This is a genomic window from Streptomyces sp. NPDC041814, from assembly GCF_055590565.1.
In genome coordinates, this window is the sequence record NZ_JBVJAM010000015.1 from 1 (window position 1) to 14558 (window position 14558).

Sequence of the window (14558 nt, forward strand, 5' to 3'; positions counted from 1 at the left end):
GGGGCCCAATGCCCCCACCCGGGGGGGGCGACGCACACGGCGCCCGGGTATTTGTTGGTTTTCCTAATTTTTTGTTCATTTGTGGGCCAATTTGCCTGGCGGGGGCGGCCGGGCCCCCCCCGGGGCGCCGCCCGACGGAGACCCCAGCACAGCAGAGGACCACCTGCACGAAGGGGAAGCCATGACAGCGACGACCGACGGAAGCACCGGGGCCGTTGACCCCCGCGCAGCCTCGGCCAGTAGGAAGACAACCGAATCAACCATCGCCGCGGACGCAGTACTTGCCGCCGCGCGGCGGGCCGCGGAGCGCTCGGTGGAGCATCTCCTCGGCAGGCAGGACGAGCAGGGCTGGTGGAAGGGCGACCTCGCCACCAACGTCACGATGGACGCCGAGGACCTGCTGCTCCGTCAGTTCCTCGGTATCCAGGACCCCGCCACGGTCCGGGCGGCCGCGGGCTTCATCCGCGGCGAACAGCTCGGTGACGGGACGTGGACGACGTTCCACGGCGGCCCCGCGGACCTCTCCACGACCATCGAGGCCTACGTCGCGCTGAGACTGGCGGGCGACCGGCCGGAGGACCCGCACATGGCCCGCGCCGCGGGCTGGGTCAGGGAGCAGGGCGGCATCGCCGCGAGCCGGGTCTTCACCCGGATCTGGCTGGCCCTCTTCGGCTGGTGGAAATGGGACGACCTGCCGGAGCTCCCCCCGGAGCTGATGTTCTTCCCGAAGTGGGTCCCGCTCAACATCTACGACTTCGGCTGCTGGGCCCGCCAGACCATCGTGCCGCTCACCATCGTGTCGGCGAAGCGGCCGGTACGGCCGGCCCCCTTCGCCCTGGACGAGCTGCACACCGACCCCGCGAACCCCAATCCGCCCAAACGCCCGGCTCCGGCACGCAGTTGGGACGGGCTCTTCCAGCGGCTCGACAAGGCGCTGCACGTCTATCACCGCTTCGCGCCGCGCGGACTGCGTCGGGTCGCGATGAACTCCGCGGCCCGCTGGATCATCGAACGCCAGGAGAACGACGGCTGCTGGGGCGGCATCCAGCCGCCCGCCGTCTACTCGGTCATCGCCCTGCACCTCCTCGGCTACGACCTCGAACACCCGGTGATGCGGGCGGGCCTCGAATCGCTCGACCGCTTCGCCGTGTGGCGCGAGGACGGCACCCGCATGATCGAGGCGTGCCAGTCCCCGGTCTGGGACACCTGCCTGGCCACCATCGCACTCGCCGACGCCGGGGTCGCCCCCGACCACCCGGCGCTCGTGAAGGCGGCGGACTGGATGCTCGCCGAGGAGATCGTCCGGCCGGGAGACTGGGCGGTGCGCCGGCCCGGACTGGAGCCCGGCGGCTGGGCGTTCGAGTTCCACAACGACAACTACCCCGACATCGACGACACCGCGGAGGTGGTCCTGGCCCTGCGCCGGGTCCGCCACCCCGACCAGGCCCGGTTGGACGCCGCGATCGAGCGCGGCGTGCGCTGGAACGTCGGCATGCAGTCCCGCAACGGGGCCTGGGGCGCTTTCGACGCGGACAACACCAGCCCCTTCCCCAACCGGCTGCCCTTCTGCGACTTCGGCGAGGTCATCGACCCGCCGTCCGCGGACGTCACCGGGCACGTGGTGGAGATGCTGGCCGTCGAGGGCCGTGCCGCACACCCCGTCACCCGGCGCGGCATCGAGTGGCTGCTGGCCGAACAGGACGCGAACGGCGGCTGGTTCGGCCGCTGGGGCGTCAACTACGTCTACGGAACGGGGTCGGTGGTCCCCGCGCTGACCGCCGCCGGGCTGCCCCCGTCGCACCCGGCGATCCGGCGCGCGGTCGACTGGCTGGAGTCCATCCAGAACGACGACGGCGGCTGGGGCGAGGACCTGCGCTCCTACACCGAGGAGAAGTGGATCGGCCAGGGAGCGTCGACCGCGTCCCAGACCGCCTGGGCGCTCCTCGCGCTGCTCGCCGCGGGGCGGCGGGACACCGTCGCCGTGACCCGGGGCATCGCCTGGCTGGCCGAGACCCAGCAGGCCGACGGCTCCTGGGACGAGCCCTACTTCACCGGTACCGGGTTCCCCTGGGACTTCTCCATCAACTACCACCTCTACCGGCAGGTCTTCCCGCTCACCGCGCTCGGGCGGTACGTGCACGGCGACCCGTTCGCGGGCCGCACGCCGACGCGCGAGGGGGCCTGATGGCAGAGGCCGGGCCGCCCGCCCCGCTGCTGATCGCCTGCGCGCTCGGCATCGAACAGCTCGCCCTGCGCACCGGCAGGGGGCGGGCGACGGACGCCCCGGAGCGGGTCACCGTGCTCCGTACCGGCATGGGCCCCAGGGCGGCCGAGACCGCCGTGGCGCGCGCGCTCGGGCGGGACGGCGGGGCGGCGGCGGACACCGCGGTCATCGCCTCGGGGTTCTGCGCCGGCCTCGCGCCCGGGATGCACCCGGGCGACCTCGTGGTGGCGGAGGAGACCCGGGCAGCCGGGGACCCCGTCCCGTGCACCGGCGCGGAGCTGCTGGCCGAGGCGCTGGCCAGAGCCGTACCGGGGCGCACCGTACACACCGGCCCGCTCACCGGGTCCGACCATGTCGTCCGGGGACATGAGCGGGCCGAGCTGCGGGCCACCGGGGCGATCGCGGTGGACATGGAGTCCGCCGCCACCCTGCGCACCGCCCTGCGGTCCGGGCCACGCCCGGTTGCCGCCGTACGGGTGGTCGTGGACGCTCCTGAGCATGAGCTCGTCCGCATCGGCACGTTCCGCGGTGGAATATCGGCTTTCCGCGTTCTTCGTGCCGTCCTGCCGGCTTTCTATGAATGGCACCGATCTTTGCTGCTCCCCAGGAGGTGAGCTAGATGGCCATGCCGCTTCGTCAGTCCATCAAGGTTGCGACGTACCTCATTGAACAAAAGCTCCGCAAGCGGGACAAGTTTCCGCTGATTGTCGAGCTGGAGCCGTTGTACGCCTGCAACCTCGCCTGCGAGGGCTGCGGGAAGATCCAGCACCCGGCCGGAGTCCTCAAGCAGCGCATGCCCGTGGCCCAGGCCGTCGGCGCCGTGCTCGAATCGGGCGCCCCGATGGTCTCCATCGCCGGCGGCGAACCACTGATGCACCCTCAGATCGATGAGATCGTGCGCCAGTTGGTGGCGAAGAGGAAGTACGTATTCCTCTGCACCAACGCGGTGCTGCTGCGCAAGAAGATCGAGAAGTTCACGCCCTCGCCGTACTTCGCGTTCGCCGTGCACATCGACGGGCTCCGCGAACGGCACGACGAGTCGGTCGCCAAGGAAGGGGTGTTCGACGAGGCGGTGGCGGCGATCAAGGAGGCCAAGCGGCGCGGCTTCCGGGTCACCACCAACTCCACCTTCTTCAACACCGACACCCCGCAGACCATCATCGAGGTGCTCAACTTCCTCAACGACGACCTCAAGGTGGACGAGATGATGATCTCGCCCGCCTACGCGTACGAGAAGGCGCCCGACCAGGAGCACTTCCTGGGCGTGGAGCAGACCCGCGAGCTGTTCAAGAAGTCCTTCGCCGGCGGCAACCGGAGCCGGTGGCGGCTGAACCACTCGCCGCTCTTCCTGGACTTCCTGGAGGGCAAGGCCGACTTCCCGTGCACCGCCTGGGCCATCCCCAACTACTCCCTGTTCGGCTGGCAGCGGCCCTGCTACCTGATGAGCGACGGCTATGTGCCGACGTACCGGCAGCTCATCGAGGAGACCGACTGGGACAAGTACGGCCGGGGCAAGGACCCGCGCTGCGCCAACTGCATGGCGCACTGCGGCTACGAGCCCACCGCCGTCCTCGCCACCATGGGCTCCCTGAAGGAGTCCCTGCGCGCCATGCGCGAGACCGTCAGCGGCAACGGCTGAGCCGCGACACCCGGCCGGGCTCCCGTGCGGAGCCCGGCCATCACCGTGAGCAGGAACAGGACCACAGAGAGGGGGCCCGGGCATGACGCTGCTGCAGAGCATCCGGGGGCCGCACGATCTGAAGGCACTGAACGCGTCACAACTCGGCGAACTCGCCGACGACATCCGCACGTTCCTGGTGGAGGCCGTGGCCAGGACCGGCGGCCACCTGGGCCCCAACCTCGGGGTGGTGGAGCTGACCATCGCCCTGCACCGGGTCTTCGACTCGCCCGTCGACCGGGTTCTGTGGGACACCGGCCACCAGAGCTACGTGCACAAACTGCTCACCGGGCGCCAGGACTTCTCCAAGCTGCGCGGCAAGGGCGGGCTCTCCGGCTACCCGTCCCGCGAGGAGTCCGAGCACGACGTCATCGAGAACTCGCACGCCTCCACCGTCCTCGGCTGGGCCGACGGCCTCGCCAAGGCCGATGAGGTACGCGGCCGCGGCAGCCACGTCGTCGCCGTCATCGGGGACGGGGCCCTCACCGGCGGCATGGCCTGGGAGGCGCTGAACAACATCGCCGCCGCCAAGGACCGCCCCCTGATCGTCGTGGTCAACGACAACGAGCGCTCCTACGCGCCCACGATCGGCGGCCTCGCCCGCCACCTCGCCACCCTGCGCACCACCGACGGCTACGAACGCTTCCTGTCCTGGGGCAAGGGCCTCCTGGAACGCACCCCCGTCATCGGTCAGCCCCTCCACGGGGCCCTGCACGGGGCCAAGAAGGGCTTCAAGGACTTCGTCGCCCCGCAGGGCCTGTTCGAGGACCTGGGACTCAAGTACATCGGGCCGGTCGACGGGCACGACACCGCCGCCGTCGAGGCCGCCCTGCACCGGGCCAAGGGCTTCCGGGGCCCCGTCCTCGTCCACTGCATCACCGAGAAGGGGCGCGGTTACGCCCCCGCCCTGCGCGACGAGGCCGACCGCTTCCACACCGTCGGCGCGATGGACCCCCTGACCTGTGCCCCGCTCGTGCCCGCCGCCGGCCCGTCCTGGACCTCCGTGTTCGCGGACGAGATCGCGGCGATCGGGGCGGAGCGCCCGGACGTCGTCGCGCTCACCGCCGCGATGCTGGACCCGGTCGGGCTGACGAAGTTCGCCGAGGCGTTCCCGGACCGCGTCTGGGACGTGGGCATCGCGGAGCAGCACGCCGCGGTCAGTGCGGCGGGGCTCGCCACGGGCGGGCTGCACCCGGTCGTCGCCGTGTACGCCACCTTCCTCAATCGGGCGTTCGACCAGCTCCTGATGGACGTCGCCCTGCACCGGTGCGGGGTCACCTTCGTCCTGGACCGGGCCGGTGTCACCGGGCCCGACGGGGCCTCGCACAACGGCATGTGGGACATGTCCCTGCTCCAGGTCGTGCCCGGGCTGCGGATCGCGGCCCCGCGCGACGCGGACCGGCTGCGCGAGGAACTGCGCGAGGCGGTCGCGGTGGACGACGCTCCGACCCTGGTGCGGTTCCCGAAGGAGTCGGTCGGGGAGACGATCGAGGCGGTCGGCCGGATCGGCGGGATGGACGTGCTGCGGCGCGACGAGGACGCCGGTGTGCTCCTCGTCGCCGTCGGCGCGATGGCCTCCGTCTGCCTGCGCACCGCCGAACTGCTGTCGGGCGCCGGCATCCGCTGCACCGTCGTGGACCCACGCTGGGTCAAACCGGTCGACGCGGCGCTGCCGCCGCTCGCCGCCGCGCACGGGCTCGTCGCGGTGGTCGAGGACAACAGCCGCGCCGGGGGTGTCGGTTCGGCGGTCGGACAGGCGCTCCGGGACGCGGGAATCGACGTACCGCTGCGCACCTTCGGCATCCCCGAGCAGTTCCTCGCGCACGGCAAGCGGTCCGAGGTGCTGGCCGACATCGGACTCACACCGGTCGAGATCGCCGGCCGGATCAGCGCCGTCGCGGCCGCCCGGAAGGCGGCTGCCGGCAACGGGTACAAGGAGAGCGGGGCATGAAGGACGACGAGCCCAAGGGCTTCGATCTGGCGCGGCTTCTCGCCGAACGCGGCGCCGAACGCTACGAGCTGCACAGCAAGCACCTCAACCACCAGCTCCCGCGCATGCTGCACACCATCGGCTTCGACAAGGTCTACGAACGGGCCGAGGGCGCGCACTTCTGGGACGCGGACGGCAACGACTACCTCGACATGCTCGCCGGATTCGGCGTCATGGGGCTCGGCCGGCACCATCCCGTCGTACGCAAGGCGCTGCACGACGTCCTCGACGCCTCGCTCGCCGACCTGACCCGGTTCGACTGCCAGCCGCTGCCCGGGCTGCTGGCCGAGAAGCTGCTGAGCCACAGCCCGCACCTGGACCGGGTCTTCTTCGGCAACAGCGGCACCGAGGCCGTCGAGACCGCCCTGAAGTTCGCCCGGTACGCCACCGGCCGGCCGCGCGTCCTTTACTGCGACCACGCCTTCCACGGGCTGACCACCGGCTCCCTCTCGGTCAACGGCGAGGGCGGGTTCCGGGACGGTTTCGCCCCGCTGCTGCCCGACACCGCGGTCCCGCTCGGCGACCTCGCCGCGCTGCGACGGGAGCTGAAGCGGGGCGACGTGGCCGCCCTGGTGGTGGAGCCGATCCAGGGGAAGGGGGTGCTCGCGGCGCCGCCCGGCTATCTGCGCGAGGCCCAGGAACTGCTGCGCAAGCACAAGGCCCTCCTCATCGCCGACGAGGTGCAGACCGGCCTCGGCAGGACCGGCGACTTCTACGCGTACCAGCACGAGGAAGGCGTGGAACCGGACCTCGTCTGCGTCGCCAAGGCGCTCTCCGGCGGCTATGTCCCGGTCGGGGCGACCCTCGGCAAGGACTGGATCTTCAAGCGGGTCTACTCCTCGATGGACCGGGTCCTCGTCCACTCCGCGAGCTTCGGCTCCAACGCCCAGGCGATGGCGGCGGGGCTCGCGGTGCTGTCGGTGATGGAGGACGAGGAGACCGTCGCGCACGCGCGCCGCACCGGCGACCTGCTCCGCGAACGGCTGTCCGCGCTCGTCGGACGCTACGAGCTGCTGCACGAGGTGCGGGGGCGCGGGCTGATGATCGGCATCGAGTTCGGCCGCCCCACCTCGCTGAAGCTCCGCAGCCGCTGGACCATGCTCCAGGCGGCTCGCAAGGGCCTCTTCGCGCAGATGGTCGTCGTGCCGCTGCTCCAGAAGCACCGCATCCTGACCCAGGTCTCCGGCGACCATCTGGAAGTGATCAAGCTCATCCCGCCGCTGGTCATCGACGACGCGGACGTCGACCGCTTCGTGGAGGCGTTCACCGCCGTGATGGACGACGCGCACAGCGGCGGGGGACTGATGTGGGACTTCGGGCGCACTCTGGTGAAGCAGGCCGTCGCCAACCGCTGAGCCTTTTTGCCCCGGAGGCAAGAAATTTGCCTCCGGGGAAAGACTTTGGCCCAATGGAGGCATGAACCCTCCGGACGACCTGGCGGCCGGCGAGCTGCCCGGTGTCGCGCCACGCCTGCGCGATCTGCGCCGAGGCCGTGGTCTCACCCTGGAGACCGCGGCCCAGCGGGCTGGGCTCTCGCCCGCCCACCTCTCCCGGCTCGAAACGGGCCGGCGTCAGCCCTCGCTGCCCATGCTGCTCCAGCTGGCCAGGATCTACGGTACGACGGTCTCCGAGCTCCTCGGCGAGACGCCCCCGGAACGTGACGCGATCGTCCGCGGCCGCCCGTTCGAGGGCGCGGCCGCCGACGGCTGGATGTACCAGCAGGCCGGCGGCTCCGGCCGCGCGATGCAGGCGCTCCGCGTCCGCGTCCCGTACGGCGCCCAGGGCGATCTGGTCCGCGTCCACCCCGGCGAGGAGTGGCTGTACGTCCTGACCGGCCGCCTCCGGGTGACGCTCGGCGAGACGGTGCACGACCTCGCGCCCGGGGACGGCGCGCACTTCGACTCGCTCACCCCGCACCGGATCGCGGCCCCCGAATCCGAGGGCGCCGAGCTGCTCTTCGTCCACACCCTGCTGCAGAGCCCCGCCGCCGACCTGTGCCTCGGCGGCCGGGTCCACCGCGGCTGAGACGTTTCCGCCGGACCCCCGGCATCAGAGAGGCCAGTCATGTCCGATTCAGAGCACTACGACCCGCTCACCCCGGCCCCGCGCCCCGGCGCCGACAGCCAGGAGAGGAAGATGCCGCGCGGACTCGTCATCCGGCTCTTCGCCTACCTCGTGGCCGGGCACGTCATCGCCGCGTTCCTGTACCTGCTCTTCGCGGTCGGCATGCACAACCAGTAGGCCGCTCAGCTCTCGTCGAGGAGCCGTTCGCGCAGCCGCTCACGGGTGGCGGGCGTGAGCTTCAGCCCGTCGGTGAGGTAGCGGTCGGTGCCGCCCCAGGTCTCGTCAATGGCCGCGAAGGCCGCGGCGAGGTAGTCGGGCTGGGCGCCGAAGAGCGGGTTCAGCAGCTCCAGCACCTCCGGGGACATCCCGGCGGCCGAGGTGTCGCTGCGCCGGATGCGGTAGCGGCGGTGCGGGTCGTTCGACTTGAGGTAGTCGGCCTCGATGGTCTCCCGCCCGACGCCCACCGCCAGCAGCGTCACCGCGATCGCGAGCCCCGCCCGGTCCTTGCCGGCCGCGCAGTGCATCAGAGCGGGCACGCTGTCCTCGGCCAGGGCGTGCAGCACCCGGCTGTGCTCGGCGGTGCGCTCCAGGATGATCGAGCGGTACGAGGCGACCATGCGGCGGGTCCCCTTGCCGTCGGCCAGGATCGAGCGCAGCTCCGTCAGGTTGCCGTCGCGCACCATCCGCCAGAACTCGGCGCCGTCCGCCGGGTCGCTGAGCGGGATGCTCACATTCCGTACGCCCGGCAGCTCGATGTCCAGGCCGTCCAGCTTGTGGTCGGCCGCGTTGCGGAAGTCGAAGACGGTGTGCAGGCCGAGCCCGCCGAGGAAGAGCGCGTCCTCTGCCGTGGCGTGCGCCAGGTGACCGCTGCGGTAGAGCCTGCCCTGCCGCACCCGGCGACCGTCGGCGGTGGGGAGACCGCCCACGTCGCGGAAGTTGCGGACACCGGTGAGAACGGGCTCCGTCGGCGGGGTCTGCGGCAGTTGCTGCGTCACGGTCACTCCTGGAGGCTCTGCCCGGGCGCGTGTCGCCGGCGGGCCCATGGCCGCGACGATACGACATCGGTTCCCCGGACTGTCACTCGGTCGCCGCAGCCGGATTTCCGGGCATGCACCGTTGCCCTCGCTCAGGGGACGGTCGATGATGTGCGGACCTGTGTGAATCTGTGAACGCATGTGGACGGGGGCGCGATGATCGAGACCGGCGACCGGATCTGGCTGCTGACGGGGGCGAGCGGAAGCTACGCCCTGTGCCTCACGGAGCGGCACGAACTGCTGCATCTCCACTGGGGCCCGCGCATCTCCCTTCCGGCGGCCCGGGCCCTGGCCGCGGCGCCCGCACCGCCTGCCCGGGGCTTCGAGTCCCCGCTCGACGGCCGCGAGGAGTATCCGGTGGAGGGTGGACCGCGGTTCGTCCGCCCCGCCCTGTCGGTGCGCACCGACGAGGTGCGCGGGACCGCCTGGGTCTTCGCCGGGGACTCGGTGGACGGCGACGAACTGCGGCTCTCCTTCGACGACCCGGTGCACCGCCTCGCGATCACCCTGCACTACCGGATGCGGGACGACTCCGACGTCATCGAACGCTGGACCACGCTCACCCACACGGGACCGGACGGGCCGCCCCTCGAACTGCTGCGGGCCGACGCCGCCGCCTGGGCGCTGCCCGCGCGCGACGCCTGGCGGCTCACCCGGCTGCACGGCCGCTGGGCGGCGGAGACCCAGCTGGAGCGTACCGAGCTGGCGTACGGGGAACACCTGCTCTCCAGCCGGCGGGGTCACACCGGCCACCAGGGCCTGCCCTGGGTCGCCCTGGACGCGGACGGCGCCGCGACCGAGGATTCCGGGGAGGTCTACGGCTGCGCGCTCGGCTGGTCCGGCTCCTGGCGCATCGCCGTCCAGCGGCTGCCCGACGGGCTCGTGCAGATCACCGGCGGCGCCGGATACGACGACTCCGGGCTGCTGCGGCTCGCGCCGGGGGAGTCGTACACCAGCCCGGTCTTCGCCGGGTTGTGGAGCCGGGACGGCTTCGGCGGGGCCGGCCGCGCCTGGCACGCCTGGCAGCTCGCCCATGTGATCCCGGACGCCGCCGAGCCGCGTCCGGTGCTCTACAACTCCTGGGAGGCCACCGGCTTCGACATCGCGGAGGACCAGCAGCGGGCCCTGGCCGACCGGGCCGCCGCGCTGGGCGTCGAGCTGTTCGTCGTGGACGACGCCTGGTTCGGCCGGCGGGTGAGCGACCGGGCCGGGCTCGGCGACTGGACGCCGAATCCGGAGCGCTTTCCCGACGGCCTCGGGCCGCTCGCCCGCCATGTGCACGGACTCGGCATGCGGTTCGGCATCTGGGTCGAGCCGGAAATGGTCAACCCCGACAGCGACCTCTACCGAGCCCACCCGGACTGGGTCCAGCACTTCCCCGGCCGGGAACGCACCGAATTCCGCAATCAGCTGGTCCTCAACCTCGCCCGCCCCGATGTGCGGGCCCACCTGTGGGAGAGCCTGGACGCCCTGCTGACCGACACGCCCGTCGACTACGTGAAATGGGACTTCAACCGCTGCTTCTCGGATGCCGGCTGGCCCGGCGCCGACTACCCCCAGCGTCTGTGGACCGAGCACGTGGACGCCCTCTACGCGCTGCTCGACCGGCTGCGAGCCGCCCATCCCGGCGTCGCCTTCGAGTCCTGCTCGGGCGGCGGCGGCCGGATCGACCTCGGCATCCTCTCGCGTACGGACCAGGTCTGGACGTCCGACAACACCGATCCGCTGGACCGCCTCGCCATCCAGCACGGCTTCGGGCATCTCCACCCGGCGCGCGTGATGGCGGCCTGGGTGACCGACAGCCCGAACGTCCAGCTGAACGGACGCCGCTCCTCGCTGCGCTTCCGGTTCGTCAGCGCGATGGCCGGGGTGCTGGGGATCGGCGGGGACCTCACCGAGTGGAGCGCGGCCGAACTGGACGAGGCGCGCGGGTGGGTGGAGCTGTACAAGGAGATCCGCCCGGTGGTGCAGCTGGGCGAGCTCTACCGGCTGCGCGCCCCGGGCCCCGGGCTCAGCGCCGTGCAGTACGTGCGGGGTGCGGACACCGTCGTGCTGGCGTGGCTCCACGCGCAGCGGTACGGGGAGGAGCCGCCGGCGCTGCGGCTGCGCGGGCTCGACCCGGAGGCGACGTACACCTGCCTGGACACCGGGGCGGTGCACCACGGTTCGCTGCTGATGCACCACGGGCTGCGGACGGGGCTGCGCGGCGACCTGGACGCGCGGGTGGTGCGGCTGCGCCGTGGATGATGGCCATGACATGTCCGTATTAAGGCGTTATGGACAAAGTGCCCCGGTTGCTAGGGAGATGATCACCCGCTCGTGAGCGGGATCATATCCGTGACGGTGTGTGGTGACGCCCCGGCTGGGTAATCCCCGCGCCGCGCGGAAAGCCAAGATCCGTAATCCACGGAGTGTGACCGGAATTCGGCACCGCAATTCCGGTGCCGAATCCGGCGCCGAACCCGCGGCTTGTTTCCGCCGTCCAGGCTCGCTTACGTTCCATGTCCATCCGGATGGAACGCCCAATCCTGCCGCCGTCCGGAATTCGCATCCCTTCACCGTGTGGCAGGAGCGGGGGAACCAGGTAAGCCGCCGACCGGGACGACCGGACGGCTAGGGGTGAAGCCGCGCCAGGCGCGGCCGGGCATCTCCAGCCCGAACCCGACAGCTCACCTCGCAGGCGCCGGAGAGGAAATTCTTCATGCCCAATTCGGGTAAGCACCGCCGTCCCAAGTCCAGCACCATCGCCCGCGGCGTCGTCGCCGCGAGCGCCGGCGGCGCCGTCATCGCGCTCCCGCTGCTCGGCGCCACCGGTGCCCACGCCGCGGAGCAGTCCGCCCCGGCCACGTCGAAGTCGGCCGCCGCGCACACCGCCCCGGCCGCGCCCGCGAAGAGCACCGGCACCACCACGTACTCCGTCGTCTCCGGCGACTACCTGTCGAAGATCGCGGCCCAGCACCACCTCAAGGGCGGCTGGCACAAGCTGTACCAGGACAACCGCGAGGTCGTCGGTGAGAACCCGAGCCTGATCTTCCCGGGCATGAAGCTGACCCTCGGCGCCAAGGCGGCCCCCGCCGCCACCACGTCCGAGGCCCCCGCCAAGACGGCGGAGAAGACCGTGACGAAGGCCGCGCCCAAGGCGGAGACCAAGGCCGAGCCCAAGGTCGAGACCAAGACCGAGGCGCAGACCGAGACCAAGGCCCCCGCCTCCCAGGACAACGCTTCCGGCTACGTCCACCCGGTCCCGGGCAACCACACCACCGCGTACCGCGCCTCCGGCGCCAACTGGTCCAGCGGCAGCCACACCGGCATCGACTTCCCCGTCTCCACCGGCACCAGCGTGAAGGCCATCGCCTCCGGCACCGTCGTCACCGCCGGCTGGGGCGGCGCCTACGGCAACCAGGTCGTCATCAAGCACGCCGACGGCCACTACTCCCAGTACGGCCACATGTCCTCGCTCTCCGTCTCGGCGGGCCAGACCGTGACCGCGGGCCAGCAGGTCGGCCTCTCCGGCTCCACCGGCAACGCCACCGGCCCGCACCTCCACTTCGAGGTCCGCACCGGCCCGGAGTACGGCTCGGACATCGACCCGATCGCCTACCTGGCGTCGCACGGGATCTACGTCTGATCCAGGCAGTACCGGCCCGGTGATCCGGGTCACTGAACGGCACAGAGGGACGGCGCACGGCGGTGCGCCGTCCCTCTGCTTATTCCCCCTTTACCGAAAACTGACCGGGTGGTTTATCTCACCACCCGTCAACCCCTTATTACGGTCGCGTAGGTCACATTCCGGGGTGCAGGATATGCGGTTGTGGCAGACGATTCGAACAACCTTCAACAGGGCGCCATCGACCGACAGGGCGCCATCGGGTCGTACGCGGCGATTGGCGACAGCTTCACCGAGGGAGTCGGCGACCCCGGCCCGGACGGCACGTTCGTCGGCTGGGCCGACCGGCTCGCGGTACTCCTCGCGGACCGGCTCCCGGAGCCCGGCCCGGCGACCCAGGTCTCACCCGTTTCCGCGCACGGGGACTTCCGGTACGCCAATCTCGCCGTACGAGGACGCCTCCTCGACCAGATAGTCGAGGAGCAGGTACCCCGCGCCAAGGAACTCGCCCCCGATCTGGTGAGCTTCTGCGCAGGCGGCAACGACATCATCCGGCCGGGCACCGACCCGGACGACGTGGCCGAACGCTTCGAGCGGGCGGTCGCCGACCTCACACGGTCGGTCGGCACCGTCATGGTCACCACCGGCTTCGACACCCGTGGCGTTCCCGTGCTGCGCCATCTGCGCGGCAAGATCGCCACCTACACCGCCCATGTCCGGGCCATCGCCGACCGCTACGACTGCCCGGTCCTCGACCTGTGGTCGCTGCGCTCGGTGCAGGACCGGCGCGCCTGGGACGGCGACCGGCTCCACCTGTCGCCCGAGGGACACACCCGCGTCGCGCTCCGCGCCGCACAGGTCCTCGGCCTCGACGTGCCGGCCGACCCGGACCAGCCGTGGCCGCCGCAGCCCCCGCGCGGCACGCTGGAGATCCGCCGCGACGACATCCACTGGGCGCGCGAATACCTCGTCCCGTGGATCGGGCGGCGGCTGCGCGGCGAGTCCTCCGGGGACCACGTCGAGCCGAAGCGGCCCGATCTGCTGCCGCTCTGACCGGCCCCTCCCGCTGTCCTCAGTCGCCGCGCGTCGCGGCGACCGGGGGCAGCGGCAGCGCCGCCGGTATCCGCTCCAGGACCCCGCCCGCGAAGACGTCGTACAGCGGCAGCGTCTCCAGGTGCACATAGCCGATGTGGCAGTCGCAGACGGCGAGCGGGCAGCCCCGCGGCCCCAGCGCCCGCCGGTAGCTCCCGTCGTACAGATTGCCCAGCTCCGCCCGGACGAAATGGCAGCGGCGCACCGTCCCGTCCCCGTCCACCGAGATCACCGACTCACCGGTCCGGCAGGGCAGCCCCGCCGAGCGGTGCGGATGGCGGCTGTACGGGAACAGCGGGTCGATCGCCGTCCACCGCTCCGCCTCCTCGTCCGTGTAGGTGTGCCCCTCGGCGGCGTTGACCCAGAGGTAGACCTCGTCGGGGAGCGCCGCGCGCAGCCGTCGCGCCTCCCCGAGATGGGCGTCGAACCCCACGACGCCGACGCTGTGCCGGACCCCGAGGTCCCTCAGCTCCGCGCACCGGCCGAGGAAACGCTCGTACGGTGTCTGCCCCGGGTGGTACGTGCACCAGAGCGCGATCCGTTCCCTGACCGCCTCCGGAGCCTCGGCCAGCCACCGCGTACGGCCGCTCAGGTTCGTCTGGATCGCGACCCGGCGCACATGCGGGAGGCCCGCCAGCTCCACGATCGCCCGGCGGTACCAGGAGCGCACCAGACCCTCGCCCCACGGCGTGAACAGCACCGAGATCCGGTCACCGGTCTGCGCAGCCACCCACACCGTGAAGCGTTCCAGCGCCGCCCTGTCCGCCCGCAACTGCTCCCCGCTGTCACGCCGCTTCGCGAACGGGCAGTACGGGCAGTCGTAGTCGCACGAGGCGAGCGGGCCCCGGTAGAGAATCGTCAGGTCCACG

12 protein-coding genes and 1 riboswitch are annotated in these 14558 nt (G+C 71.6%); of the genes, 10 read left to right on the forward strand and 2 right to left on the reverse strand.

All coding sequences use genetic code 11. From position 1 onward, the window contains the following. Positions 1–181 precede the first annotated feature (181 nt). From shc to ACZ6C6_RS30120, 7 genes are all read left to right on the forward strand, one after another. The gene (shc, locus tag ACZ6C6_RS30090) at positions 182–2185 is read left to right on the forward strand and encodes a squalene--hopene cyclase (protein WP_469207275.1); all 2004 of its coding nucleotides are present in this window, start codon (positions 182–184) and stop codon (positions 2183–2185) included. Further along, on the forward strand, positions 2185–2838 hold the full coding sequence (locus ACZ6C6_RS30095; protein ID WP_469207277.1) for a phosphorylase family protein: 654 nt from the start codon (positions 2185–2187) through the stop codon (positions 2836–2838). The genes shc and ACZ6C6_RS30095 overlap by 1 nt, the downstream gene beginning before the upstream one ends. Before the next feature lie 5 nt (positions 2839–2843). Continuing rightward, positions 2844–3863: an adenosyl-hopene transferase HpnH gene (hpnH, locus tag ACZ6C6_RS30100; RefSeq protein WP_469207278.1), complete on the forward strand. Its 1020-nt coding sequence runs from the start codon at positions 2844–2846 to the stop codon at positions 3861–3863. A gap of 82 nt (positions 3864–3945) precedes the next feature. After that, a complete protein-coding gene (dxs, locus tag ACZ6C6_RS30105; RefSeq protein ID WP_469207281.1) occupies positions 3946–5853 on the forward strand; it encodes a 1-deoxy-D-xylulose-5-phosphate synthase in 1908 nt (635 codons plus the stop codon). Further along, entirely contained in the window at positions 5850–7247 is a 1398-nt protein-coding gene (locus tag ACZ6C6_RS30110; protein ID WP_365683000.1) for an aspartate aminotransferase family protein, read from the forward strand. The genes dxs and ACZ6C6_RS30110 overlap by 4 nt, the downstream gene beginning before the upstream one ends. Positions 7248–7308: 61 nt before the next feature. Continuing rightward, positions 7309–7917, forward strand: coding sequence for a helix-turn-helix domain-containing protein (locus ACZ6C6_RS30115; RefSeq protein ID WP_469207283.1), 609 nt, complete (start codon positions 7309–7311; stop codon positions 7915–7917). 39 nt (positions 7918–7956) lie between these two features. Next, entirely contained in the window at positions 7957–8133 is a 177-nt protein-coding gene (locus tag ACZ6C6_RS30120; protein WP_365682997.1) for a DUF6126 family protein, read from the forward strand. A 5-nt stretch (positions 8134–8138) separates the two neighbouring features. Here ACZ6C6_RS30120 and ACZ6C6_RS30125 read toward each other — a convergent pair whose 3' ends face one another. Then, complete coding sequence (locus ACZ6C6_RS30125; RefSeq protein WP_469207285.1) at positions 8139–8951, reverse strand: tyrosine-protein phosphatase; 813 nt, start codon at positions 8949–8951, stop codon at positions 8139–8141. Positions 8952–9146: 195 nt separating this feature from the next. Between ACZ6C6_RS30125 and ACZ6C6_RS30130 the strand changes: the two genes are divergently transcribed. The 3 genes from ACZ6C6_RS30130 (at position 9147) to ACZ6C6_RS30140 (ending at position 13650) form a co-directional block, all read left to right on the forward strand. Then, the gene (locus ACZ6C6_RS30130) at positions 9147–11237 is read left to right on the forward strand and encodes an alpha-galactosidase (protein WP_469207287.1); all 2091 of its coding nucleotides are present in this window, start codon (positions 9147–9149) and stop codon (positions 11235–11237) included. A gap of 289 nt (positions 11238–11526) precedes the next feature. After that, positions 11527–11688, forward strand: a riboswitch (cyclic di-AMP (ydaO/yuaA leader). A 3-nt stretch (positions 11689–11691) separates the two neighbouring features. Continuing rightward, positions 11692–12618 carry a M23 family metallopeptidase gene (locus ACZ6C6_RS30135; RefSeq protein WP_469207289.1) on the forward strand — a complete coding sequence of 309 codons (927 nt, stop codon included), beginning with the start codon at positions 11692–11694 and terminating at the stop codon, positions 12616–12618. A gap of 183 nt (positions 12619–12801) precedes the next feature. After that, positions 12802–13650, forward strand: coding sequence for an SGNH/GDSL hydrolase family protein (locus tag ACZ6C6_RS30140; RefSeq protein ID WP_469207291.1), 849 nt, complete (start codon positions 12802–12804; stop codon positions 13648–13650). A 19-nt stretch (positions 13651–13669) separates the two neighbouring features. Here ACZ6C6_RS30140 and ACZ6C6_RS30145 read toward each other — a convergent pair whose 3' ends face one another. Continuing rightward, the gene (locus ACZ6C6_RS30145; protein ID WP_469207292.1) at positions 13670–14557 is read right to left on the reverse strand and encodes an STM4011 family radical SAM protein; all 888 of its coding nucleotides are present in this window, start codon (positions 14555–14557) and stop codon (positions 13670–13672) included. Between the last annotated feature and the right edge of the window lies 1 nt (position 14558).

Coding starts and splice junctions, on each gene's coding strand:
- shc (WP_469207275.1), top strand. CDS start 182: ATGACAGCGACGACCGACGGAAGCACCGGGGCCGTTGACCCCCGCGCA.
- ACZ6C6_RS30095 (WP_469207277.1), top strand. CDS start 2,185: ATGGCAGAGGCCGGGCCGCCCGCCCCGCTGCTGATCGCCTGCGCGCTC.
- hpnH (WP_469207278.1), top strand. CDS start 2,844: ATGGCCATGCCGCTTCGTCAGTCCATCAAGGTTGCGACGTACCTCATT.
- dxs (WP_469207281.1), top strand. CDS start 3,946: ATGACGCTGCTGCAGAGCATCCGGGGGCCGCACGATCTGAAGGCACTG.
- ACZ6C6_RS30110 (WP_365683000.1), top strand. CDS start 5,850: ATGAAGGACGACGAGCCCAAGGGCTTCGATCTGGCGCGGCTTCTCGCC.
- ACZ6C6_RS30115 (WP_469207283.1), top strand. CDS start 7,309: ATGAACCCTCCGGACGACCTGGCGGCCGGCGAGCTGCCCGGTGTCGCG.
- ACZ6C6_RS30120 (WP_365682997.1), top strand. CDS start 7,957: ATGTCCGATTCAGAGCACTACGACCCGCTCACCCCGGCCCCGCGCCCC.
- ACZ6C6_RS30130 (WP_469207287.1), top strand. CDS start 9,147: ATGATCGAGACCGGCGACCGGATCTGGCTGCTGACGGGGGCGAGCGGA.
- ACZ6C6_RS30135 (WP_469207289.1), top strand. CDS start 11,692: ATGCCCAATTCGGGTAAGCACCGCCGTCCCAAGTCCAGCACCATCGCC.